We start from the raw sequence: 24,866 nt of genomic DNA on the forward strand, positions 1-24,866 counted from the left end.
AATCTTATATTCCGCCTTCCCCTATACGAAAGTTTGGACACTCGATACGATAAGAAGATTTTACTCCATCAGAACCATGGTAAATTCCTTCGTGAACCAATCTGTATTCACCCGGTTTTGTATCGACACTGGTTTCCCAAATCAAATCAATACTTTCTTCCGCTCTCCCCCATATTCCACGTTTCTGATAGGTAAATTTGGTATCATAGTCTGCATCGGAACGAATCGGCTTCCAAGTTGCTTTGTCCAATACTTCCACCCAAAGATAGGATAATACTTTTGGATAACCTACATTCGGATTGGCAGCTGCCACACGGCAAGAGACCACTTCTCCTTTTTTATAATATTCAGAACTTGGTTGGATGATATTTTGAGGTTTGTGTACCGAAACTGAATCTGAACTTGGTACCTTCAATGGATGGATACGATCTGATAAATCCAGTGGCATAAGTGTTGTTGACGAAGTTTGTGATCCGTTTTGTAACTCCAATGACATCTTATGAAATTCTTGTCTTAGAGCATTTAAACTCTGAGGTCCATGTAAAGTATGTCCACCTTCATAGTTCTGAGTGGAATACTCCTCCGGTGTTGTGATATACCCAGAAAAATCATTGGTGAGTCCAGATAAAACTACCTCGGTTGTTTTGTCTTTTAATACAGACCGAACTTCTTGTTTCAGACGTCTGCTGGACATTGTAGTGACCTCATGTGGTAAAACTAAAATGGTAAGATCACCAACGAGAGCAAGTCCATACGGTAGAATTTGCGGCAAACTAGGAATCGGTTTGGTTTCTCCCATCGGAAACAAAACAGCTTTTGGGTTTTGGCATTCTCTAAGTTCCTTCGAAGGAGATTGTAACATAAATTTTGCAATCCAGTCAATGTAGAACCTACGGTTTTGATTTGTCATCCCTTCATGAAATAACCAATGCCCTCCCCCTTCTTCCGTCGAACCTGCAGCAAAGGAATAACCATATGCAGAAGGACAAGTAGTTTCTGTTTTTCCCGTTCCCGAGAACTCGCTAGTTACTGGATGTTTACTCATATCAATGAATCGTTGGGTAAAAGAAAGACCACCTGACAAACGTTTTCCTTCTAATTTCAAAATTTGTTGGCTCGCAACAAATTGTCTTTTCCCAATGATAAAACTACTATCATACATATCTTTTCCAGGACCTGTATTGTTAAGGTTTAGATTGGGAGATACATCTCCTTCATTTGCTTGTGCAAAAATTGCAACAAAATCATTTAACCCCTGTTTTTTGGCTTCTGATTCAGCAAGTAAGGAAGCGATACCTTTATTGTCAGAAGATATATGCCGATTGTCAAAAGTGATATTGGTTGGATGCACCCCATACCAGTTCACAAATCCAATAGGAACACCAGATACCGATACAGTAAGTTGTAACATCTCGCGATCAATTGTATCAGAGTATAATTTTCTTTCTGATTCTGGATTGGCAAGATATGCGGTAAGACTTCGATTGACTCCCCCTTCACTCACCATCGCCTTACCTACACTTAACTCAGCAGGTTTCAGTTTTAAATATGCTTCTTTGATGGATTCAAAGATTCCATCTCTCAGGACAGCGTAGGATTCCGAATAAAAGTCTTTTGAGTAAAAAGAAACTTCTGAATAATGAAAATGACCCGCAGGACCACTATGAGTATGAGATGCGTTAATTAAAACATTGCCGTAGTTAAATCCAGGATCTAGTTCTAATTGTAATCTTTTTACAACCTCTCTTTGGATTTCAAAGGGAATGCCACCAACTTCTGCGGTTACATAGGCTAATAGTTTTTTGGAACTTTGGTCACGAATGACAAGGGATCTTGCAAACTGTCTTGTATGAATTCCAACACCTGTTTGGTCTTCTCTAGCATAACCCCAAAACATAACACCGACAGACGGCCCAGTAATGTCTTTTTTCGCCATAGCGGCAGAATAAACAGGCCTCTCTTCAGACCAAAGGGGGAGAGCGAAACAAAAAATAACGAGAATTAAAATTCGAAACTGCATCTTTCAAATTCTAAATGGGTTTTTGCCAAATGTCAATCCCGAACAATTGTCGACTAATTTAGAATCTTTCGATAAGAGTCGCCATGATTTCTGTGAAAAATGCGGTCGAAACTGCCAAAAGAGGCAAAATCGACTCCGTTTAGAAGGTAAGTCACTGAAGAAAGTAAGGACGAAACTAAAGAATTTCAAGAACCTGGAAAATACTAAACGCAAAAAAAAAGGATTTGTTAGTGTATACATTACTCCAAACCAAATTAGGTCGATTTCGCATTTTAGCTTTTTTAGAAGGTCTTTCTTTTCTCACCATTCTCTTTGTGACCATGCCACTCAAATATCTTTTTCAAAATCCAGGGCCAAATAAGATCGTCGGACTCATCCACGGTTTGTTATTTCTTTTGTATTTAGTCGAACTCTTCCAAGTGAAAGTAGAATTAGAATGGAAGGCAAAAAAAACAGCCTTAGCCGCTTTAGCTTCTGTTGTCCCCTTCGGAACTTTCGTTGCGGAACGATATTTGTATTTGAAATCTGATTCCGAAACTCCAGTTACAAAATAAAAAATAATGAATCGGTTTGCTTAACATTCTCTTGAAATCATCTCCACACTATTTACTAAAAACTATTTTTCTATTTAGCTATCTACTGTCAGGTGCTCTATGGTCAGTAGAAGTAAGTAGTGTTCTAGATCAAAAATCAATTGGGAAAGAAATTCAAATTTTCGAAGACTCTACTAAATTACTCACAATCAATGATATTCTAGATCCGAATCACAATCAGAAATTTTTACCTTCGAAGGATGAGATTCCCAATTTTGGACAAACCAATTTTCACTATTGGATTAAAGTCAATTTTGAAAATAAAAGTCCAGAATATACAAAACGACTTTTAGAAATTGATTATAACAATATTGATTTAGTAGAAGTATACTCAGAGTCGAACGGAAAATTCCAAAGAACAGATAAAACAGGAATGATGTTTCCATTCTCAGAGAGAAAAATAAAAAATAGAAATTTTATATTCTCTATTGAAATGGAAAAGGGTACATCCAAAACAATCTATATAAAACTCTACAATAGCGGTGGCTTATCTGTTCCATTAAAAATCTGGAATGAGGAATCGTTTTTCTTACATTACGCAGACATCCAACAAGGTCTGGGATTGTATTATGGAGTCATGATTGTCATGATCCTGTATAATTTTTTCATTTTTTTAAGTGTAAAAGATATTAGTTATTTGTATTACGTAACTTATATTTTAGGATTTTTAGGACTACAGTTAACTCTCACAGGCAATGGATTTCAGTATTTATGGCCTAATTTACCTGAGTTTCAAAGGAATGGATTTGTATTTTTTAGCGGCTTTTGTGTTGCCTCGCTAATTTTGTTCACAAGACGTTTTTTAAATACAAAAGAAAATATACCTTACTGGTTGGACCAACTGCTAAAGTTGTTTTTTATACTTCAAGTCGCACAAATTCCATTTATCTTACTTTTTTCTCCGGAAATCACTGTAAAAATTGGACTCCTACTTTTCCTTCCTGTTCCCATTCTCATTTTTATTGCAGCTGTTATTAGTTTCTTAAACCATTATAGAGCAGCACGGTTTTTCCTTCTTGCATTCACAATTCTTATTGGAGCAACAATTGTAGTTGCCTTTAAGTATTTAAATCTAATTTCACCTAACATTCTAACAGAATATGGTCTTTATATAGGTTCTGCTTCGGAAGTGATCTTACTTTCCATTGCACTAGCAGACAGGATCAATATTATGAAAGAAGAAAAGGAAATTGCTCAACAAAAAGCAATCGAAATGCAAAAAATTCTTACAGAATCTTATGCTCGTTTTGTACCAAAAGACTTCTTAGCAAACCTAGGAAAAGAAACAATATTGGATGTTAAGTTAGGTGACCAAATACAAAAGTATATGGCCGTTTTATTTAGTGACATTCGCTCCTTTACTACACTTTCGGAACAAATGAGCCCCGAACAAAATTTTAATTTCATTAATTCATATTTAGGAAGAATGAGCCCTATCATCCAAAAGCACAATGGCTTTATCGATAAGTTTATTGGAGATGCTATCATGGCCTTATTCGAAAGAAATATTACAGATGCGATTTTTGCAGGTGTTGATATGCAATTGTATTTAAAAGAATACAATTACCATAGAAGCAAACAAGGTTATGTTCCCATTCAAATTGGGGTTGGGATTCATGCGGGATCCCTTATGTTAGGAACCATAGGTGCTGAAGAACGGTTAGAAGGTACCGTCATTTCAGACACGGTAAATTTAGCCTCACGCGTCCAAAACCTAACTAAAATTTATGGAGCTAAAATTGCCGTCACTGAAGCCGCAATTCATGCCATAGATGACAAACACATTCAAAGCTTAGAATACCGCTTTTTAGACCGCGTTCGCGTAAAAGGGAAAACGAAGCCTGTTTCTGTTTATGAAATCCTGAATGGTGATGATCCGAAATCCTTAGAACAAAAATTAAACACGAAAGATTTATATTTAGAAGCAACGAAAGCCTACCATTCTGAAAACTTTCCCGAGGCCAAAGAAAAATTTGAAAGGGTCGCAAAACTTTTCCCAGAGGATAAGGCAACTCAATTGTATTTAAAACGACTGTTCCCTGCGACTAACCAAGGCTCCTCCCTTCAGTTAGGGTTAACAGAAGAAGAAGAGTAAGATTTTCCCCAGTCCTCAAAAAAACATGAGTATAATCACAAAGATTTCAGATTGACAGTCTGCGAAATTTGTTTGTTATATGGCTATCGACTAACAAGCGAGAAAACATATGAAAATTAGAACTCTATCAGTATTGTTTATATCATTTCTAATCACTACCCAGTGCATCCTTTTGCCAGGGGAAGAAAAAAAGTCTGGAATGGAATCGATTTTACTCGGTTTAGGTGGTGGCACCACAGGAAATTCGTCGAACCTAAAACCGGGAGCCACAATTGACCTAAACAACAACGGCATTCCTGATGGTATTCTTACAGATTCTAATGGGGATGGAATCTCTGATGGAATCAATCTAAATGGAAACGACTTTCCTTCACTAGTGTTACTTGATACAAATGGTGATGGAATCCCAGATGCTGTAGATCAAAATGGTGACGGAGTTCCTGACTATTACATTTCCGTAACCGACGCCGGTATCATCGCGATTACTACCGGACCAAATGGTACTGGTAATACAGTCGTGTTAGTCGATGCAAATAAGGATGGAAATCCCGAAGGATTTGATACTGATGGAGATGGAACTGCAAATGATACAACCATAGTTCAAATATTAACTGACGTTACTATTCCAACATTGAACTTATCACCTAGTTCTGCTACTTCCTCCTCTACAATTACAGTCACAATCCAATGCCAAGATACTGTAGCAGCAGGGACCATTCTTTATACTATTGATGGGAACACTCCCTCTTTTTCACCTAAGGTAGGTTTAACGGCAAATCCCCCGAATAAGTCTGTTTCCTTTTCGGGAGATGGAAATTATACATTAAAAGCCTTGTGCCGTGACTTAGCAGGAAATGTATCAACAGTTGCAACCGGGACTTATACTATTGACTCAGCTGCTCCTTCTGTATCGGTATCACTCTCGGCAAATTATATCAGTAACTCTGCTGGGGCTATCGCAAGTTCTACTGCAACTTGGACATCCAATAAAACGGGGACCTATAGTATCAAAGAAGGTTCCTCTTCGTGTAACAATGGTACTGAAGTGGATAATGGTTCTGTTACTTCCGGTGTGAACAAATCTTTTACGAGAAGTGCTGGATCTCATTTCTCCGGAGAAGGCAGTAAAGAATATAGAATTTGTGTTACTTCATTAGGACTTACAGGTTCTCAAACATTTCAAATCACCAGAGATGATACAGCACCATCTGTAACGCCGACTCCAGGTCCGGGAAATTTTTCGACGACCACTTCTGTAACCTTAGCTTGTTCTGATACGGGTGGATCCGGTTGTACCAAAACTGTTTATGCACTTCAATCTGGTTCTGCACCAACAAACCCTGCTATCAATGGAGTTTCTGGGAGTACCACTTCAGGAACTGAGTATACCTCAGCCATTTCTCTTTCTGACGCAAATGCCAATTATTTAAAATACATCGCAAGAGATGCCGCAGGAAACGTCAGTTCGGTAACCAGTGGTGTTTATAGTGTTGATACAACAGTTGCAAATATTACAATTAACTCACATACTACATACCTTAATGGAACAGACACAGTGACTGTTTCTTGGCAAAGTTCCAAGGCTGGTTCTTACCAACTCAGAGTGGGTGGATCCAGTTGTTCTACGGGAACTGCCTTATCCAATGGATCTGGAAATCTAAATGTATCTGGATCTGTGGCTGCAGGGGGTCCAGATACCACTTCGACTATAATCAATTCCAACTTTTCAGTAGGATCGAATACAATTCGAATTTGTGTTGAAAACCTAGTGTCCAACTTTGGCTCCAATTCCTTTTCTCTCACTAAAGATTCTACGGCGCCAAACGTAAGTATCACTTCTCCAACAACGAATGGCCCTCATCCAAGTGGAACTACGGTAACATTAAGTTGCTCAGATACTGGTGGAACCGGATGCAAAAAAACAGCTTATTCGACTACAGGAACGGACCCCGCTTTTAGTGGTGGAACCGCTTGTACCATTTCCAGTGGATCAGAATATACAACGGCAGCTACCTTACCAAATGGAAGTTATACGATTAAAGCGCGAAGTTGTGACCAAGCTGGGAATGTATCATCTGTATCCAGTCTTGCTGTTGTTGTTGGTCCCCCATCCGCACCAACAATCTCCTTAGCAACAGTGGGAAATACGGAAATTTCTATCGCTTTCACTACAGTTTCTGGTGCCACAAGTTATAAAGTATACTACGGTACAACATCAGGAGTGACAACAAGCAACTCTTCCGTTACTGGAACGTCTTCACCCATAGTTGTGACTGGACTGACCAATGATACAATCTATTATTTTCGATTAGCAGCGATTCATGCGGGAGGAGAAAGTTCTCTAAGTGCGGAAGTGAATAAGACACCGACAAATTTACCGATTGCTCAGTATTGTGTAATTCAATGGCCACCAACTTTAATTGTTTCAGCCAGTGGAACCTCTGATATTATTTACGGAAGAATTTATCATGAATTAGTAACTCCAGTAGCAGGCTTTGACGCTAGAGTGATTGCAAGTGTCGGTTATGGACCGAACAATACAAATCCAATCACACACCCACAGTTATGGGTTTTCACTCCTACCACATTTAATTTGCAAATTGGTAATGATGATGAATACTATTCTACAATCACAGCACCTTCTACTCCTGGTACTTATCGGTATGTCTTTAGGTTCTCCATTTCCGGTGTAGCCTCCACTACCTATTGTGATTTAGATGGAAGTGGATCAAACAGCGGCCTTTCCTTTTCAGATGCCCAGATGGGTACCATGACAGTCAATTGAGATAACGAAACTCATTCAAACTCCAGAGAGTTCCTTGCGATTTCTCTGGGGGGATTTTCTATAGGACCATGAAAGTCCTTCGCCACTTCCTCCTGTTGGTAATTATATTTAACTTTGGCATTTGGGCCCAAACTTCAAAAACATCCAAAAAACAAAAACCAGTAAAACTGGAAACCTTGCCAGAAACTGAGAGGATGGTCCCTGTAACACAAACAAAAGACCAATACCAAATTAGGCTCATTATGGAAAATGATGCCTTTGGAGCTTTTTCAGATCGATATTATACCAACGGTTCTCGTTTAGAATTTCATATGACAGCAGGAGAATCGAATCCTACTCGCAGGATATTAGGATATTGGAATGATTTATTCATTACACCTTCTCAAAACACCAGGTATCTGCAAGGATTTGCACTGGGCCAAGAATTTTATACACCAACAAACATAACAAAGGCGGATGTATCTTACGGAGATCGACCATATTCGAGTCGTGCATATTTCAGTAATTCTTTAACGACAGCTACTGAAGATACTAGCATCACAACAGAATTGGAAGTAGGAATGATAGGACCTTCAGTAGGAGGAAAATCAGCGCAGATGAACTTTCACAATCTCATCGGATCACCTACCCCACAAGGATGGGACACACAAATCCCCAATTCCTACTCAGGCGCATTAAAAACAGACGTAAGGAAATTTCATCATCGATTTTTTGGAACCCAATACAATTTAAATTTAGGGAATATACAAACTGATGCCTCCTTTGGACTTATCTTTCGTTTTGGGAATGTAGACAAAACACCGGGACCAGGTAGTTCTGCACTGCAACCAGGCCCGCCTATTCTTCATGAAGATGGAAAAGGGTATTGGTATTTTTATATAAATCCTGGTGGAACATTCCAGTTCTACAATGCAACGATCCAAGGCCAAATGGGTACAGACAAAACATACAAATCTCAGAGTAGAGATTCCGCGTTTAGTAATTGGGATAATTATTTAAACAATCCAACTCCAGAAGCTGGAGAAAGAGAAATTCAATATAGAGCTCTTGCAGAAGATAACGGAAGAAACTCTCTTCAAAGATATATTTTGTTTAATGAATTTTTAGTTAATGGCACGAATAACCCTTACAACATAGGTCTCAATTATTTGATCTTTAACAATATTTTTAACGGTGCTGAAGATATCGAAAAAGGGACTCGTTTATTTTTATTAAAAAACCTAACAGACCAATGGGATCAAATACCAGATAACGCTCGTGCATTGGCAATTTATTCAATTTTTAGACCGGAAGGAGGAAAACTTCCTCCATTGATTCGTCTTTATTCTTATGAAATTTTATCACAGTTTATTTTAGATCCAAAACAAAGAGAAGTCTTGTTGCAGTTGTTACGTGAAGAAATAGAATATAGAGATGAAAAAACTTATGTGGCAGACTTAAAAAGAGCTGTCGGTTTTGTCAGAGCAGGTTTTGTTTCGGTTTCGAATGCAGGATTTTTATTTGGTATTCATTACAATTACCAAACAATTGATTTTCAATCAGGAAAAGGATTACCTCAACAACACCAATGGCTTGGATTTCAATTGGGAAAAGTATTCTAAAAATCCTTTTGTAATTAGAATCACTATTAAAGAAAATTGAACCAGTGTCAAAAATTTAGTCGCCAATAAAGCCATCTATCTCTGACACTAAGCGATCATGAACAATCACAATCTAGGTGGACGACTTTGGTCGGTACTCATTTTATTTGGCCTCGTGGGACAGATCGCTTGGTCCGTCGAGAATATGTATTTCAACCTCTTCATCTATAATACAATCGCAAAGAATACATCTTCTGTTACACTTATGGTTCAGTTGAGTGGGATTGTTGCAACCGTTGCCACATTGATCGCCGGTATTCTAACAGATAAAGCAGGAAATCGAAAACTATTTATTTCTTTTGGTTATCTACTATGGGGGATACTTACGTTGTCCTTTGCATTTGTTTCCAAAGAAAATACAGCACAATGGTTCGGGTTATCTGACCCCAATGAAATCATAAGCTTAACCATTGCAATTGTGATCACTTTAGATTGTATAATGACAGCATTTGGATCCACTGCCAACGATGCAGCTTTTAATGCTTATGTAACAGATAACACAGAAAATGCGAGAAGTTTAGCGGAAGGTGTGTTGTCTGCTATGCCACTTCTTGCAATGTTAATTGTTGCCGGTGGCTTTGGAATGATTGTAAGTGCATTAGGTTATCCTGGACTATTTGTTGCTGTAGGAACGATGATGTCTGTTTCAGGAATCATTGGAATTTGGCTTATCAAAGACAACTCCAATCTTAAAAAACAAAATACAAATTTTATTTCAGACATTTCTTATGGTTTCAAATTTGTTGTTATTAAAGAAAATCAAAAATTATATTTATATTTTTTTGCTATGGGTATCTATGGAATCGCAAGTCAAATTTATATGCCATACCTGATCATTTATATGCAAGAATACTTAAAATTCGATGCCATACAATATTCAATTGTCCTTGCCGGTGTCATTCTTGGAGCTAGCATCATCACCGTTATACTGGGAAAACAATTTGACGGGAAAAACAAAGATAAATTACTCATATACTTCTCAATCCTATATATCTTTGGAATGTTATCGTTATATACAATGTCCAAAACAATTGACTTAAGCCAGAGTTTAATGGTCATGTGGTTAACAGGTATCACTAGCCTCATCTTAATCACTGGATTTGTGCAAGTTTTAGCACTCTTAGGAGCACAAATTCGGGACAATACACCAACAGAAAACACAGGCAAACTTCAGGGAATTCGTATGATATTTTTTGTTTTGATCCCAATGTACATCGGCCCTATGATTGGGGAAACAATCAATGAAAGAACCAACCTTACTTATATCGATCCAGTGAATGGAGCAATGGCACATGTGCCGTCGCCAGAAATCTTTTTAGTCGGCGCTATCTTCTGTATCCTCATTTTCATTCCTCTTTCCCTATTATTACGAGGTAAACATTCATAATGAAAATTATTTCTCATACAGAATATCCACGACCTCAACTTGAGCGTATTAGTTATATAAACTTAAATGGAGAATGGGATTTATCTCACTCAAAACAAGGGGTTGAAACAAAGACAAATTATAAAATCAATGTTCCTTTCTCTCCAGAAACTTCGGCAAGTGGAATCGGAAATTTCATACTCCAACCAAATGAAGAATTAATTTACAAAAGAGAATTTGACCTTTCTTCCGAGTTTATCAAAGAAATCACCTTACTTCATTTTGGTGCTGTAGATTACGCTTGCGTATGTTATATTAACAAAACAGAAGCCGGATCTCATAAAGGAGGTTTTTTACCATTCCAAATCGATATCACTCGGTTAATTCAAATTGGTAAAAATGAAATCCAACTTATCGTTACTGATCCTACTGATACAGGAACACAATCCAGAGGAAAACAAAAACTGAAACGAGGTGGGATTTGGTACACTCCTCAATCAGGAATTTGGCAGACGGTTTGGTTAGAAAGTGTTTCGAAAGATTATGTAAAAGACGTTAAGATTACACCAAATATAGACACAGAATCAGTAGAAATCATTGTAGATACAGAAAGTTCAGCCATAACAATACAAATATTAGATGGGGAAAAAATAATTGCAGAATCTTCAAATCAAAATGCAAACATAAAGATTCCCAATATGCAACTATGGTCACCAGAAGATCCAAAACTTTATAGTGTTTTAATCAAAACTCCAGGTGATACTGTAAAATCTTATTTTGGAATGAGAAAATTTTCAATTGGATTCGATGGAAAATTCAAAAGATTATTCCTAAACAACAAACCTTACTTTCATAACGGACTTTTGGACCAAGGTTATTGGTCAGAAGGACTTCTCACACCACCAGACGATGAATCAATGGTAAAAGAAATCAAACTCATGAAAGAGATGGGATTTAATATGTTACGTAAACATATTAAAATAGAACCATTACGTTGGTATTATCATTGTGATCGACTAGGCATTTTAGTTTGGCAAGACTTTGTTTGTGGTGGAGGTCCTTACGAGACATGGAAGGTTGCTTATTTACCATTTATAGGTTGGAAAACAAATGATACAAAATATAAATTTTTAAATAGAACTGATGAATCAGGCAGAAACGAATTTATATCAGAGATGAATAAAACAGTCAACTTATTGAAAAATACAGTTAGTTTATCTGTCTGGGTTTTATTTAACGAAGGATGGGGACAGTTCGATAGTATAAAATTAACAGCTGAATTAAAAAAATTAGACTATACAAGAACCATTGATAGTGTCAGCGGATGGTATGACCAAGGGAAGGATAGTAGTGACCTTAAAAGTTTACATCTTTACTACCAAAAACTAAAAGTCCCTAAAAATGAAAAAAGAGTCATAGTACTAAGTGAGTTTGGCGGCTATTCATTAAAAACTGATGGCCATGTTTACGATGAAAACAATCTTTTTGGCTACAAAATCTTACCCAATAAAGAAAGTTTAGAAAAAGAATATCGCAATCTGATTGAAAAGGAACTTATTCCTTTAATCGAAAAAGGGCTCAGCGCTTCCATCTATACTCAAGTTAGTGATGTTGAGGAAGAAATCAACGGAATAGTCACTTACGATCGAAAAGTAGTAAAATTCGATATAGATTTTATGCGTAAATTAAATTCGAAATTAGTATACCGATAGGACAAAAGAATGGATTTCATTTCAAACTATCCAATATTTACTGTTTTAACAATCATTACACTAATCTTTCTAATTTACTATTTTTTAGATGTAACTGAAACTCCCGTTCTGCGATTTAGTGAATCTGAGTTTTTACTTCGGATCATAGACAGATCTCCAAACCTCACAAAAAAATACTATCCTACAGTTTGGTGTTTTAACCAGCACCTCATGTTATTCCTCCTGATGATAAAAGAGTATCGCACAAAACCATATTCTTACGACCGATTGGAACAGTTAAAAATGAAAGATGGAGGAATTACGGGTCTTGCATGGTCAGGCATCAATGTAAATTCCAAAAATGATGAAAAGCCAATCGTTGTACTCTTTCATACAATTAGCGGTGATGAACAAGATGTGAAATCTACAGTAAAATATTTGCGAGAGCGTTTTGACTGGATTGTGGTTGTTTGTATTCGTAGGGGGCATGGAAATCTCCCACTTACCAAACCAAAAATAAATACGATGGGTTCAACTTCTGATTTAAAAGAACAATTAGCATATATCCAAAAAAAATATCCCAAAAAACAATTGTTTGGTGTAGGAATATCGGCTGGTTCCGGATTACTTGCACGTTACTTAGGGGAAGCAGGTATAAAAAGCCAATTTACAGCAGCTGTTGCGGTTTCACCTGCTTATGATATTGAAAAAGCCTTTCACAGAGTCCACCCAGTGTATGGTAAAATTATGGGACAAAGATTAATTAATTATTTTTTAAAAACTCATTACGAAAGTTTATCGAAATTAAAAGGAGTGGATGAACTCTTCAAAATTAAAACCATCGGTGAATTTCAAGATAAGTTACATACCATTTCTGGCTTCAAAGATAAGGAAAATTACTATTTCCATTCCAATCCTGTGTTAGTTGCACAAAACATAAAAACACCTTTACTAGTTTTGAATTCGGCAGACGATCCTATTTGTGTGAACCAAAATGTATTAGAAAATCTCCACTGGTTAGAGACACTTCCTAATACAATTCATGTACATACAAAACGAGGAAGCCATATCGCCTATTTTGAAGGAATTCAAGCAAGTTCCTGGTCTGACAAAATCATAGGAGAATATTTTTCCGCAGTTCTCAAAGAAAATTTATATAAACCAAACTTAGCGAAAAAACCTAGAAAAAAAGCGAAGAGAAAATAGATTTAATCTATTTTTGAACGATAATGCTGTGGCGAAATACCAAATCGTTCTTGGAAAAGTTTATGAAATGAAGATTTAGAATTGAATCCAGAGGCATAAATCACACTCAATATTGTCATATCAGGTTTTTCCAAAAGAAGCCTTGCAGCTTCTTGCAACCGAAATTGATTAATATAGTTACGAAATGTACAACCCAACATAGAATTTAAGATTTCTGAAAGTTGGTGTGTATGTAGTCCTAAACGTTTAGAAAGAATAGGCAAACTTAAGTCTTCGTTCAAATACAAATGATCCAGATTCATCAAGTCATCCAATCTTTGCAAAACTTGATTTACATTGATTCCATTCACACGACTTTCTTTATAACGTACAGAACGTGTTTCCTTTTTGAAATTTGAAATGAGTTCTTTACCGTTTATTTTTAATAATAGTATCAAAACTAAAAGAGAGGTTAGCCCAATACAAGCGAGGAGAAACAATTGCATAAATAAAACCTGAGACAAAACGAACAAAACAACAACAGACAAGGAATAAATTAACAAAAATAAAAAAGGAATAAAGGAAGATTCTATACTTTTTTTAAAATCAAATTTCCATCGAAACACCCGTATCATGATCGATACAGTATATATAAAAATTGATACAACTCCAATGCTCAGTAGTGATTCAATTATAGTAAGGTAAAAAAAATTTTCAATAGATATCTGCGAATGTAGTAGTGGCAGTTCAAAATTCTTGGGACGTAGCAGGTAAACAAAGATTAAAGAAAGTATACTCGGCAAAAAATGGTAGAAACGAATTTTGTAAATTTCACCTCCACTCATTTCTTCAAAATAAATATAACTTAAAGGTCCAATCAAAAGAAGGAATGGAATATGAATTCCAAAAAGGAAGGGGAAGGAATTGATTTCTCTAGTCAACTCACCGTAGATGTGGAATTGCAAAATGGCAAGGGCAAGGAAGAGAAACGTAGAAGTAAAACGATAGAAAGATCTGAAATAAAAATTAACTTCAAACAATTTTTGCGGTGGCATTTTTGGAGAGTGGCCATTTTTACTCTCACCCATTTGTTGAAACGTTTCTATCCCATGAGAAACTGCAAGTAAAACTGCCACGACAAATCCGGCAAACGGAATCAAATTCATAACGCAATGTATAAACTAAAATGCCGATTGTCTATTTTTTTTAAAGTAATGACAATCTTTTTAGTCCATTTGTATCCGAACGGACGACTGGCCTAAATAAACATGTGATACTTTCTCTATGAATTTAAACCACACAACAATTCCCCGAAAATCATCTTCCCGAGTCAGACGACGATTTCTGAGTCATATAACTTTTTTTGTGATTTTAACTCTTGGTTTCGGTGCCATCAAACTGTTAGGGCAAACAAACAAAGACCAAAAAACCTATTTACAGAAAATTTCAGTTAAACCACCGCACAAAAAACCCGTCATAGTTGTGATTGGCGAAAACAAATATACAGAACTAACTGATTTCATAGTTCCCTATGGAGTCCTTAAAAGGGCCAACATTGCAGAAGTGTATGCAGTTGCACCTAACAAAGGAAAAATGGAAATGTTTCCTTCCTTATCTATCGAAATTACCACTTCAATAGAAGACTTTGATACTCTACATCCGGAAGGAGCAGATCTTGTGATCGTTCCCGCCATTCATAACATGGAGAACAAAACTATAATCCAATGGATTCAAAAACAAAACAAATTGAGTGCCTCTATTGCAGGAATTTGTGATGGAGTGTGGACATTGGCTCATGCGGGTTTGTTAAAAGACAAAAAAGCCACCGGACATTGGTATTCAATACCCGAACTAACAAAATCGTTTCCAGACACGGATTGGATCAAAAACAAAAGATACCTTCAAGATAAAAATATCATCACAACTTCTGGAGTTACCGCTTCCATTCCTTTCTCATTAGCTCTCGTAGAATCCATAGGTGGAGAAAAGAAAGCCATGGAAATAGGAAACGAACTAGGTGTTTCCCACTGGGATTCAACGCATGATAGCGAAAAATTTCATTTAGGTTGGAAACAATATCTAACTGCCGCAAAAAACCTGATTGCCTTTTGGAGTTACGAAACCATAGGAATTTTTATCTATGATGGCATTGATGAAATCTCTTTAGCTTTAGTTGCGGATGCCTACTCTCGTACATATAAATCAAAAGCGGTAACAATTTCAAGTTCACAGGTCACAGTCATTACGAAATCAGGAATCCAGTTCGTTTCTGATTCTCAAGAGAATCTTTCAAATCAAGTACAAAACCTTAAAGAAATTCCAAAGAATACAAAGGCGAGCCAAGAATTAATCGATACACTGTCGGAGATTGAAAGAAGATACGGAATGCTCACAAAGCAATTTGTTGCGATGCAATTAGAGTTTTCCATCCAACAATGATTTCATTATGTCTCGTGTATAATCAGATAGGATCAGATTCCAATTTCAAAAATTCTTCTTCCTGGGTTTTAGGCTAGCATCTCTTTTGCTCCTATGAAAACTGGAATCATTCAACTTATGCATTCAAAACTAAAACTATATTTCATTCTTTCCTTTTTGGTCTTTGGCTTAGTTTTGCTTTCCTGCATGACTATCGTTTTGCAGATACAAAACTCCCTGCCAAAAAACCTAACACCAATCATTGCAACAGAAATCATACTTCTTGTGGTCATTGGATTTCTCTTCGGTTTGATCTTAAGTTCTTGGTTTGGTAAAATCTTTGGGAAGTTGGAAGCTGCCTTTAAGGAAGTGGGACTTGGAAATTTGCAAGTTCGACTCATATTCAAAAAAAATGATCTATTGTCTGAATTTTACACGAGTTTTCATAGAATGTTACAAGCACAAGGAGAACTCATACAACATATCAAAACATCGGCAGACACTCTATCTTCTGATTCACAAGAAATGAAGTTAGTAACTCTTGACTTTGCAACAAACTTACAATCCCAGTCAGCAGCAACTGAAGAAGTATCGGCTTCCATAGAGGAAATTTCAGGAGTAGCTGTTTCCATTTCAAACATAGCGGAAAACAACTCACAAAGCATGAGTAACCTAACGTCAGAAGTAGATCGACTATCAGTTGCGATTGACAAAACAGGAGAGTATGTAGAAGGAACTCTAGATTCTATTAAAAACATAATTGATCGCGCAGAAGCGGGAAAAAATACACTTCGCACAATGAATGAAGCAATGGACAATTTGTCCAACAGTTCCCTTGAAATTTCTAAAACTGTAGATGTAATTTCGAAAATTAGCGAACAAGTCAATATGCTTGCCCTCAACGCATCAATCGAAGCTGCACGTGCAGGTGATGCAGGAAGAGGATTCGCTGTTGTTGCAGAAGAGGTATCAAAACTTGCAGAACGAACTGCAGGTGCCGTCAAAGGGATCGATTCTTTAATGAAAAAGAATCAAAATGATGTTTCTTTGGGTAGAGAACGAATTGAAAAAACCACAATGGAAATTCAAGAAATCATTGGTAACATTGATTCTATTTCTGGAAAAATAACAGAAGTTCATTCTGCAGTAAATATGCAAAAAGAATTAAAAAACAAATTACTCAAAGAAGCAATCTTTGTAAAAGAACGATCTGAAGAAATCAAAGAAGCTGTTACCGAACACAAAACAGCAACAAACGAAGTAATGGCATCTGTTGCCTCAATTAGCCAATCGTCCTTTAGTAATTCTGAAAGTAGCGACCTACTTGCTGGAAAAATCACGGCAATTGCAAACACTGCAGACAAACTGATTTCAATGGTCGATCTTTTCAAAACAGATGTTACTTCCGATGAATCGTCGATTTCAGAGAGAGATGAAGCTACCCACAAACTTCAATTCCGATCAGAAATCGGTAGTATATATTATGTGAAAGAAAAAGATTTATTGGAAGTAGTTTGGACGCCAAACTTCAGTGAAGATAAATATACAGAAATCTTAAACGAAGCATTAAACATTATACACAAATATAACATCCGCAAGTGGCTTGCCGATACTAGAAGGATGGGACTAGTAACTCGTTCCGCACAAGAATGGGTAAACGTCAATTGGTTTCCCAAAGCAAGTAATTCCAGCCTCCGAAAGATGGCAGTAGTTGTACCAAACTCTGCACTGGCCGCTATCTCTATTGATGACCAAACTTTGAAAACAGGAAATGTAGAACTAAAATCGGTACCAAGTTTAGAAACAGGAATAACTTGGTTAAACGACTAAACTTTTAAACGAACAAAATATACAGACCATTGTTATTATAATTATAATCAAAATGATCTGTATATTTTCTATTTATCTCGTTCCAAAACAAAGAAAAAAGGTTGATTCATTCCTTTGTAATCCATACATCCAAACAAAGTATTTTGATTTACTTTTTTAAATACGTCATGAATTGGAAGATTATCGTAGATCATGGCGGCAGTGAGTTGCCCACGAAATTCTATTCTTCTGACACGAGCTTTTGATTTGGAAGTTTGGAACAAAAACCGAACCAATAAAAATAAATACCGCAATGGCCATAAGCTTGTGGAAGGGATTATGGTTGCCAACCGAACAGGCATTAGGGATGGATTTACTTTAAATAATGTTTTACCAAAAGACTTAAACACCAGCGGGTGAACATTGTCTGGGTCGACAAATTCTTTACCATACCAATTGAATGTTTCCAATGCACCATCCATCGTATGAGATGTATGGAATCCCGATCCATGCCACTGGCCAATAGTATCTTCTATAGAAACGTTTTCAAGTGCGTCAAAGAGTGCGAACGAATCGTTAACGGAATTGTTCTTTTTACTACGCATTTCGTTAAACTTTTTTTCATTTGTATTCATAATTAAATTGTAACCTAAGCCAATCTTTTTGTACACACACTCCTAGGAAATATATATACAAAAAAACAAAACGAATTTTGAAACTTCAATCAAGAACAGATTGAATCCTCTTTCGTTCTTCGGCGATTCTTATAATAGCTTCCTCTATTTTTTTCTGAAACAAAATGGGATTCGATAACGTCAAATAAGATCCATCGTATCCCATTAGCCCCAAGGCCTTCGAAGTCATAGTGGAAATGAAGATTCTAAAAAGTTCCCGTTTTTGTTCATTGATAAACCACATGGAAGCAGTTCTCGAGGATTTAGCATAATCCCCACCAAACAACCTCATTTGATGATACTCGGCTAATGAAGCAATTCGATCCACTTCGTCGATTAATTCTGTAACTTCCTCTTGGACATTCAATTGATTAGTTTTATCAAAACGTTTTGATTTAGAAATCATTGAAATTCGATTAGTAATCGCAAGTAAGGTGTCTAAATAAACTAATGTTTTTTTGATTAGGAAGGTTTGTTTTTGAAAAGTCGTTTTTGTAGGTTGTGACTGGTATAACCTTTCTAATGCATTTGTTGTTAAAGAAATAAATTTTAATCTGGAATCAATTGTATACTCAGAATTTCTTTTTAATTTTATCAAAAAAGATGTATATGCTTTAGTATCAATTCGAAGTAAAATTTCATTTTGTCCCAAATTTGTATCTACATATTTATCACCCCATTGAGATATCTCTTTTCTTATCTTCAATATTTGTTTTTGGATGATAGATTCTCTTTGTGGATCAACCGACTGAATTAGGTTATATGGTAGTTTCATCAATTCCTCATGGAAAATATAACTTACGTTCTTTTTGCAATGTTCGGATTGCATCCTCTAAAACAGGAAGAGCATGACTGGCAGTATTCGCAGTTGATACAGTCAAAATACCACCAAAATCGTTTGCCAATTTTAATCTCTTACATACATCTTTACCTCCGCCAGCGGCCGAGGATATCTGATCAATCACGCGTATGAGTGAGGAAACTGTCATTTGTTGGTTTTGTCTATCAAGTGGGTGGTAAACCCCACTTTGCATATGAAACGCTCTTTCTTTTATACTTTTAATCGCAGACTCTAAAGATATGGACCGAACCCAAAAGTAATCATCCTTGGTTTTGATTTTCTTTTTTTGGATTTTTGTTCTTTGGATTTTTTCAAATTCGTTCTGTACGAACTCTAAATAATAAAACCGAACAGAATATTGGTGTAATTTTGCGCTAAAATAAACCATTTTCTCAATGAGTCTATCAGTGAATTCCAAAATCTCCGAAACAACAGACTGATTGTAATCGGTTGTATTGCCTGAATTTTCAAAGGACTTCCATACCTCTTCAATATCTATAGGATACGAATCGATAAGAATGGATTCCGTTTTTTCTTGGCCGAACCAAGGAACTAAAAAAGATACTTGGTTGGAATTCCAATCTGAAATTTCACCAGTTCCTCTAAAAAACTGAGGTTTATCACCGATTGCAAATCTATTACCGAAAGATAGGATACTATTTTGAATTTGGATTGAATCGGCTTCTAATTCTTCCCTTCCATAAAACTCCAGCCCAAATTGAAGGCATAAATTTTGCCAGACTCTGACCAATGTGACCACAAGTTTGTGTGCCACCTCACAACGAATAGATGCAGAATATAATTGCTTATAGTTTGAGACTTTCGTGTTTTCTTCAAAAGGAAAACGTGTTTTCAATTCTTCGGTGAAGAGATTTAGAAAAAAATCTAGTTCCATCCCGGTTTGGTAAATTTTGGAAACTATCGAAGTGATGATTTCTTCGGTCTGAGCCATAGGGTAGATAGGAAAAAAGTTCAATCCAAATTTTGATGGCGAAGTAACATCTTTGGTTGGCTCACCTCCCACTTGCGAACGAATCCCAGCAATCAAAAGAGCAGTAAAGGATAGTTTTTTAATAAACTCAATCCGTAACATAGCTAATACGTATTAATCTTTATTAAAACATTCAAGACAATAAAAACAAACAATGGGGGTTTTTTTCATAATTTATAAACAATAATAAAACCTATCGAATTTCTTTGTTTGAACCACCGCCCGTTTCCCTGCTAAAGTTTGCCATACAACTAACTATCCAAAGATTGACCTCTGCGGAACCTTTCCATTTCTCCACTTGCAATTTCTTATTTATCTTTTATACTCTTCTTATGAATGTAGCAGATACCGAAATCAAATCGCTTCTTGAGACCTACCAAAAGATTACAGTGTATGGACTCAGCAATGATCCATCCAAACCAAGCCATTATGTTCCAGTCTACATTCGAGACAAAGGATGGGAAGTCGTTGGAACGTATCCCAAAGAACACAGCGTAGGTGGATTTACTATCTATCCTAGTTTAAAGGATGTCCCCAAGGAAGACCGGAAATTTATCGATGTGTTTCGAAGTTCTGATAAAATTCCTGAAGTAATCGATGAAATTTTAACCCTAGGAGGAACAGAAGTGATCTGGCTCCAATTAGGTATTTCCCATCCTGAAGCCGAGAAAAAAGCAGAAGAAGCAGGAATCCGTGTTGTTTCTAATCGTTGCCTCATCATCGAACATAGAAATTATTTTTAAAAGGTTAAGGTCTAGAAATTATTTTTTTACCAAACCAAACGAAGGGAAGATAGGATAACAAACTAAGTACTACAAACCAAAGGGGCTGACCCGGTAGGAAAATAAAAAAATTAAAAGAACCTGCCAGAGTAAGAATACAACCTAACAAAATCACCATGAGCGAGTTGTGATTTTTGCTAAGTTTCATTGTGATCATTCCTCCAATGAATGAACCAAAAACATATCCGAGATAAACGGGGAGATACGCTGACGTTGGTAAGTTGGTCATGAACTGTTTCAAAAGTTCTGGATTGGCAATGATCTCATCACTTGGAGGTTTTACAAAAAAAGAATTCATAAACTCTAATGTCATCATGATGGCCATTGCCGAAACCAAACCTACAAGTATAGAAAGACTATTTTTAATCACTGGGATACCTACCTTTAATCATTAAAACGTACAATCTATACGAAAAATACAATCCGAAAATTGATGTTTAGTTTTTACTCTTAGCTCGGAAATTTTGCCAAGACCCGCAACTCCATAGAGCCCAAAGGACAAGCACTGGCTGAAAAAACAAACGAATCAATCGGGCTCTATCAGTATCCAAACCAAAAGCACTGATCCCATTCATATATTGGGAAATATTTCCCGGGAAAATTAATACAAAAAACAAAGCAACGACCCAACCAACTTGCACTTGTTTGTTGCGAAGGAAAATCAAAGACAATCCTAAACTGATTTCCACTACCCCCGACAATAAGACTACTAAATCTGCATCAATAGGTAACCAAGTTGGAACTTGAGCCAAAAACTCAGTTCTATGCCATGTTAGGTGGCCAGTTCCAGCGAATGCCAAAAAGGCTCCGAGTAAGATACGTAAAACGGTTTGGAATATAGTCCTTTCGGATGTGTTTGTTTGATTCATGGTAACTTAGACTAAAAATACAATGCTTTGGCCCCTCCGATAAAATCTTCGGGAAATCCCAAACCTATGAGATTGAGTCTTTATCTCATTTAATTCTAGACAATTTAGGAGGAATCCGAAGGAATGGCCGTATGACTTTCCTTTTTGAGAATGACTCTCATATAAAAACTAAATTCTGGAAGCAATCCCCCCATCACCAAGGAATTCTCTTTCGATCCAAATTCATAATCCTCTCCTCCCATATTCTCATTTCTATCCTATTGCTTTTGGCACCTCCTCTCCATCCGCAAGCTAAGGAAAAAACTCCTGAACCTCCACCGAGAGAGACAGAGCCTGTTCCCAATACGGGAACAAAGCCAGTAGAACAAGGAATTCGAGTGACCGGCAAAAAAGATCCGAGAGACCGGGAGATTCTTCGTACTCCCAATAGCATCAGCCGTTTGAACGAACAGGATATCCAAGATGCCGGGATCAACAGAACCAATGATATTGATAAACAAGTTCCCAATTTTTCCATCATTGATTCTGGATCACGTAACTTTACATATTTTAACATTAGAGGGATGCGAAGTATTGCCTTCAGTGAACCCGCAGTAGGATTGATTTTAGATGGGGTTCCACTCAATGATAATGTTGCACTTAACACTGAGTTATACGGATTAGAAAACATTGAAGTGTATCGAGGAAGTCAAGCAACCCTGTTTGGAAAAAACTTTCAAGGAGGGGTAGTTGAAATTCGCACGAAAAAACCAACGAATGTCGCTGAAGGAAAAATTACTTATGATGCAGGAAATTATAAAAAACAAGAAACGTCTGCTTATTATAATGCACCCATCATCAAAGATAAATTATTTTTTGGAATTGCTGGAAAAACGACAGAACGTGAAGGATATCTTTCCAATATAACTGGATTTTATTATCCGAATAATCGTCCCTATGAACTTCCCGTAGAGATTTATAAAACTCACCCCGATGGTAGGAAGGGACAAGCTGGACGATTTCGATTATACTTTACTCCCAATGAAATTTTTGAAGCAGACTTACAAATAAGCGCAGAAAGTTTCGACGATGGATCGTTAAACTTAGTAAATTATTTGGGTGCCAAATCAGAAAGAGAAAAAGCTTTATTGCAAGGTTGTGTCGCCATGCCTTCCAACTGCTCCAAGTTATATGGAACATATACCAACAGAGTTAACGGAGATAGAAAAGTATACTGGGATTATGAAGGGAAAAGTAACGTCACCGGAAATACATACTCTTTAGCAACGACCACAAAATTACCTCATGCCAATCTAAAAACAGCATCTGCAATACGTAAAATGGACATTGATCCAATCACTGCAGATTCTGACTTTACGACAACCGATCAGAACAGATCCATTTACGTAGAAAAAGCAACTACCTTTCTCAATGATGTGTATATTGAATCAAAAGACAAACATGATCCATTACAATTTAAAGCAGGTATTTACGCTTCCAATAAAATCACAAATATTGACCAAGCAAGAGAACATAGATCTTCAATTTATGTGATCAATGATTTTCCAGGTCTTACTTCTCCTGCAAGAGAAAAGAATTTATCAAGACTTCAAGACAGAAATATAAGTTTTTATACACATAACAGTTATACATTTGCTGAAAAATTTACAGTAACAATTGGTGCCCGTCTTGAAAGACAAGAAAGTCGTCTTTCCCATACGGAACAAGCGGTAGGAATTTCCCGCAACAACAATCCTTTAGGTGAAACACTTGTATTGTCAGACCCATATACAATTAACAATCGCTATAATTACAATGTCTCAAGGTTCATTTTTGATTATAAACCAATTGAAAACTTAATGTTTTTTATTGGTTTTAGCCGGGGATATAAAAATGCAGGTTATAGCACCGTTGTTAATATTCCTGACAAAGCAAGTTTTAGACCTGAAATCAATGATACGATTGAAGCCGGAATCAAATCAGAATTTTTTAAAGGAAAGTTCGGATTAAAATATACACAGTTTTATACTGAAACACAGGACTTTCATGTAGTTCGGGCCATCAACCTTTCCCAATATGTAAACCTCAATGCTGAGCTTGTCACTATCAGAGGATATGAATTAGAAACATTTATTAAACCACATAAAGATGCAAAGATAGGACTCTCTGCTGGTTATACGGAAGGAATTTTCAATAAGTTTTATGACTCAGTGCTAAATCGTGACTTCAATGGGAAGTGGGTTCATTTCATTCCGAAATACGATATTGTAAGTTATCTCCAATATAGAAACGAATATGGGATGTTCTTTCGTGGAGAGTTTCAAGCTGTTGGCCAAATGTATTTTGCAGCAGATAACACTGTATATAGCGATCCATATTATGTAATCAACTCAAGGGTGGGATATGAAACAGATACAATATCCGCCTACCTTTACATGAACAATATGAACGATCGGTATTACTTCACATCTTATATTGATGGAACCTTTCAAGCTGTACCTGGTGCACCCAAAACCTACGGATTTATGTTAACGTATAAAATTTAAATTTCTGGAGACAAATATGAAAACAAAATTAAAAACCCTTCTCACACTAATCACTCTTGGATTAACTCTTTTCCAATGTGATTTATTTGATCCTAAGTCAAAAGTTACCGGCGATGACCTGGTTTCCATGTTAGCTCTGCAACAAATCAATGCAAATAGTATGAGTGAAGCACAAAGACTTGGACTAAACGTTGCATATAGCCATAGGTTTAGTATCAAAAATGGCCCGCACTTGTTTTGCCGTGAGTATTCAACTGCTTACTTAGAAAAACAAGCAGAATGGGAAAAAGATATGGAGCAAACATATGCTACTATTGGTAATGCAATAGGTATAGAAATCGTAGTAGAACGAATGAGTGGACCTTGTGCTGTCACTAATAAAGTAGCAGCATGTCATTATGACGGAGTGGACGGAATCAACGATCTTATTCCTTATGCCTACACGACTGAAGGTGAACATAAATATTTAATTCCAGCAAACGCTTACTATGGAGTAACGGATCTGAAAAGTGCGAAAGAAGCCTGCGAAAGATTCAAAGGTACTTACGTTTGTTACGATCCAAGCAAGTGTTGGCAATAAAC

General features: G+C 36.6%; 19 protein-coding genes. 12 read left to right on the plus strand and 7 right to left on the minus strand.

The genetic code is table 11. The features are described 5' to 3' along the window. Positions 1-4: 4 nt before the first annotated feature. Positions 5-2,020, minus strand: a complete 2,016-nt coding sequence (locus LEP1GSC203_RS13835; RefSeq protein ID WP_002974723.1) for a neutral/alkaline non-lysosomal ceramidase N-terminal domain-containing protein — start codon at positions 2,018-2,020, stop codon at positions 5-7. Between the two features lie 230 nt (positions 2,021-2,250). Between LEP1GSC203_RS13835 and LEP1GSC203_RS13840 the strand changes: the two genes are divergently transcribed. From LEP1GSC203_RS13840 to LEP1GSC203_RS13870, 7 genes are all read left to right on the plus strand, one after another. Further along, positions 2,251-2,574: a DUF3817 domain-containing protein gene (locus LEP1GSC203_RS13840; protein WP_002974697.1), complete on the plus strand. Its 324-nt coding sequence runs from the start codon at positions 2,251-2,253 to the stop codon at positions 2,572-2,574. A 31-nt stretch (positions 2,575-2,605) separates the two neighbouring features. Next, on the plus strand, positions 2,606-4,708 hold the full coding sequence (locus LEP1GSC203_RS13845) for a 7TM diverse intracellular signaling domain-containing protein (RefSeq protein WP_002974719.1): 2,103 nt from the start codon (positions 2,606-2,608) through the stop codon (positions 4,706-4,708). A 109-nt stretch (positions 4,709-4,817) separates the two neighbouring features. Further along, positions 4,818-7,493, plus strand: coding sequence for a fibronectin type III domain-containing protein (locus LEP1GSC203_RS13850; RefSeq protein WP_002974665.1), 2,676 nt, complete (start codon positions 4,818-4,820; stop codon positions 7,491-7,493). A 68-nt stretch (positions 7,494-7,561) separates the two neighbouring features. Beyond that, on the plus strand, positions 7,562-9,094 hold the full coding sequence (locus LEP1GSC203_RS13855; RefSeq protein ID WP_039938046.1) for a lipid A deacylase LpxR family protein: 1,533 nt from the start codon (positions 7,562-7,564) through the stop codon (positions 9,092-9,094). 97 nt (positions 9,095-9,191) lie between these two features. Then, complete coding sequence (locus LEP1GSC203_RS13860; RefSeq protein WP_039938048.1) at positions 9,192-10,520, plus strand: MFS transporter; 1,329 nt, start codon at positions 9,192-9,194, stop codon at positions 10,518-10,520. Continuing rightward, positions 10,520-12,211, plus strand: a complete 1,692-nt coding sequence (locus LEP1GSC203_RS13865) for a glycoside hydrolase family 2 protein (protein ID WP_002974720.1) — start codon at positions 10,520-10,522, stop codon at positions 12,209-12,211. The genes LEP1GSC203_RS13860 and LEP1GSC203_RS13865 overlap by 1 nt, the downstream gene beginning before the upstream one ends. A 9-nt stretch (positions 12,212-12,220) precedes the next feature. Next, positions 12,221-13,396, plus strand: a complete 1,176-nt coding sequence (locus LEP1GSC203_RS13870; protein ID WP_002974755.1) for a YheT family hydrolase — start codon at positions 12,221-12,223, stop codon at positions 13,394-13,396. 2 nt (positions 13,397-13,398) lie between these two features. On the opposite strand, the gene LEP1GSC203_RS13875 is transcribed toward LEP1GSC203_RS13870, so the two are convergent. After that, positions 13,399-14,541: an AraC family transcriptional regulator gene (locus tag LEP1GSC203_RS13875; protein ID WP_002974683.1), complete on the minus strand. Its 1,143-nt coding sequence runs from the start codon at positions 14,539-14,541 to the stop codon at positions 13,399-13,401. A 118-nt stretch (positions 14,542-14,659) separates the two neighbouring features. Between LEP1GSC203_RS13875 and LEP1GSC203_RS13880 the strand changes: the two genes are divergently transcribed. Then, positions 14,660-15,814, plus strand: a complete 1,155-nt coding sequence (locus LEP1GSC203_RS13880; protein WP_084764976.1) for a DJ-1/PfpI family protein — start codon at positions 14,660-14,662, stop codon at positions 15,812-15,814. Positions 15,815-15,931: 117 nt separating this feature from the next. Then, positions 15,932-17,623, plus strand: coding sequence for a methyl-accepting chemotaxis protein (locus LEP1GSC203_RS13885; protein WP_002974664.1), 1,692 nt, complete (start codon positions 15,932-15,934; stop codon positions 17,621-17,623). A gap of 68 nt (positions 17,624-17,691) precedes the next feature. Here the strand turns inward: LEP1GSC203_RS13885 and LEP1GSC203_RS13890 are convergent, their stop codons facing one another. The 3 genes from LEP1GSC203_RS13890 to LEP1GSC203_RS13900 are packed head-to-tail and all read right to left on the minus strand — an operon-like array spanning position 17,692 to position 20,210. Then, complete coding sequence (locus tag LEP1GSC203_RS13890) at positions 17,692-18,273, minus strand: DUF4334 domain-containing protein (RefSeq protein ID WP_232225901.1); 582 nt, start codon at positions 18,271-18,273, stop codon at positions 17,692-17,694. 49 nt (positions 18,274-18,322) lie between these two features. Continuing rightward, on the minus strand, positions 18,323-19,051 hold the full coding sequence (locus tag LEP1GSC203_RS13895; protein WP_002974680.1) for a hypothetical protein: 729 nt from the start codon (positions 19,049-19,051) through the stop codon (positions 18,323-18,325). Between the two features lie 7 nt (positions 19,052-19,058). Next, positions 19,059-20,210: a hypothetical protein gene (locus LEP1GSC203_RS13900; protein ID WP_002974672.1), complete on the minus strand. Its 1,152-nt coding sequence runs from the start codon at positions 20,208-20,210 to the stop codon at positions 19,059-19,061. Between the two features lie 104 nt (positions 20,211-20,314). Between LEP1GSC203_RS13900 and LEP1GSC203_RS13905 the strand changes: the two genes are divergently transcribed. Next, positions 20,315-20,851 (plus strand): CoA-binding protein, encoded by a 537-nt coding sequence (locus LEP1GSC203_RS13905; RefSeq protein WP_002974598.1) that lies wholly within the window; start codon positions 20,315-20,317, stop codon positions 20,849-20,851. Between the two features lie 4 nt (positions 20,852-20,855). Here LEP1GSC203_RS13905 and LEP1GSC203_RS13910 read toward each other — a convergent pair whose 3' ends face one another. Both LEP1GSC203_RS13910 and LEP1GSC203_RS13915 read right to left on the minus strand, forming a co-directional pair. Further along, entirely contained in the window at positions 20,856-21,260 is a 405-nt protein-coding gene (locus LEP1GSC203_RS13910; RefSeq protein WP_002974696.1) for an RNA-binding protein, read from the minus strand. 67 nt (positions 21,261-21,327) lie between these two features. After that, on the minus strand, positions 21,328-21,759 hold the full coding sequence (locus tag LEP1GSC203_RS13915; RefSeq protein WP_002974703.1) for a DoxX family protein: 432 nt from the start codon (positions 21,757-21,759) through the stop codon (positions 21,328-21,330). Between the two features lie 131 nt (positions 21,760-21,890). Here LEP1GSC203_RS13915 and LEP1GSC203_RS13920 point away from each other — a divergent pair, with 131 nt between their 5' ends. Beyond that, positions 21,891-24,284, plus strand: coding sequence for a TonB-dependent receptor (locus LEP1GSC203_RS13920; RefSeq protein ID WP_039938050.1), 2,394 nt, complete (start codon positions 21,891-21,893; stop codon positions 24,282-24,284). A 16-nt stretch (positions 24,285-24,300) separates the two neighbouring features. Continuing rightward, positions 24,301-24,864 (plus strand): LIC_11695 family lipoprotein, encoded by a 564-nt coding sequence (locus LEP1GSC203_RS13925; RefSeq protein WP_002974685.1) that lies wholly within the window; start codon positions 24,301-24,303, stop codon positions 24,862-24,864. Positions 24,865-24,866 lie beyond the last annotated feature (2 nt).

It is taken from the genome of Leptospira terpstrae serovar Hualin str. LT 11-33 = ATCC 700639, assembly GCF_000332495.1.
Taxonomy (GTDB): Bacteria; Spirochaetota; Leptospiria; order Leptospirales; family Leptospiraceae; genus Leptospira_A; species Leptospira_A terpstrae.

Bases quoted from the DNA above. Each gene is read 5' to 3' on its own strand.
- LEP1GSC203_RS13915 (WP_002974703.1), bottom strand. From the start codon at position 21,759: ATGAATCAAACAAACACATCCGAAAGGACTATATTCCAAACCGTTTTA.
- LEP1GSC203_RS13920 (WP_039938050.1), top strand. From the start codon at position 21,891: ATGACTTTCCTTTTTGAGAATGACTCTCATATAAAAACTAAATTCTGG.
- LEP1GSC203_RS13850 (WP_002974665.1), top strand. From the start codon at position 4,818: ATGAAAATTAGAACTCTATCAGTATTGTTTATATCATTTCTAATCACT.
- LEP1GSC203_RS13835 (WP_002974723.1), bottom strand. From the start codon at position 2,020: ATGCAGTTTCGAATTTTAATTCTCGTTATTTTTTGTTTCGCTCTCCCC.
- LEP1GSC203_RS13895 (WP_002974680.1), bottom strand. From the start codon at position 19,051: ATGAAACTACCATATAACCTAATTCAGTCGGTTGATCCACAAAGAGAA.
- LEP1GSC203_RS13880 (WP_084764976.1), top strand. From the start codon at position 14,660: ATGAATTTAAACCACACAACAATTCCCCGAAAATCATCTTCCCGAGTC.
- LEP1GSC203_RS13860 (WP_039938048.1), top strand. From the start codon at position 9,192: ATGAACAATCACAATCTAGGTGGACGACTTTGGTCGGTACTCATTTTA.
- LEP1GSC203_RS13900 (WP_002974672.1), bottom strand. From the start codon at position 20,210: ATGTTACGGATTGAGTTTATTAAAAAACTATCCTTTACTGCTCTTTTG.
- LEP1GSC203_RS13885 (WP_002974664.1), top strand. From the start codon at position 15,932: ATGCATTCAAAACTAAAACTATATTTCATTCTTTCCTTTTTGGTCTTT.
- LEP1GSC203_RS13855 (WP_039938046.1), top strand. From the start codon at position 7,562: ATGAAAGTCCTTCGCCACTTCCTCCTGTTGGTAATTATATTTAACTTT.
- LEP1GSC203_RS13865 (WP_002974720.1), top strand. From the start codon at position 10,520: ATGAAAATTATTTCTCATACAGAATATCCACGACCTCAACTTGAGCGT.
- LEP1GSC203_RS13925 (WP_002974685.1), top strand. From the start codon at position 24,301: ATGAAAACAAAATTAAAAACCCTTCTCACACTAATCACTCTTGGATTA.
- LEP1GSC203_RS13875 (WP_002974683.1), bottom strand. From the start codon at position 14,541: ATGAATTTGATTCCGTTTGCCGGATTTGTCGTGGCAGTTTTACTTGCA.
- LEP1GSC203_RS13870 (WP_002974755.1), top strand. From the start codon at position 12,221: ATGGATTTCATTTCAAACTATCCAATATTTACTGTTTTAACAATCATT.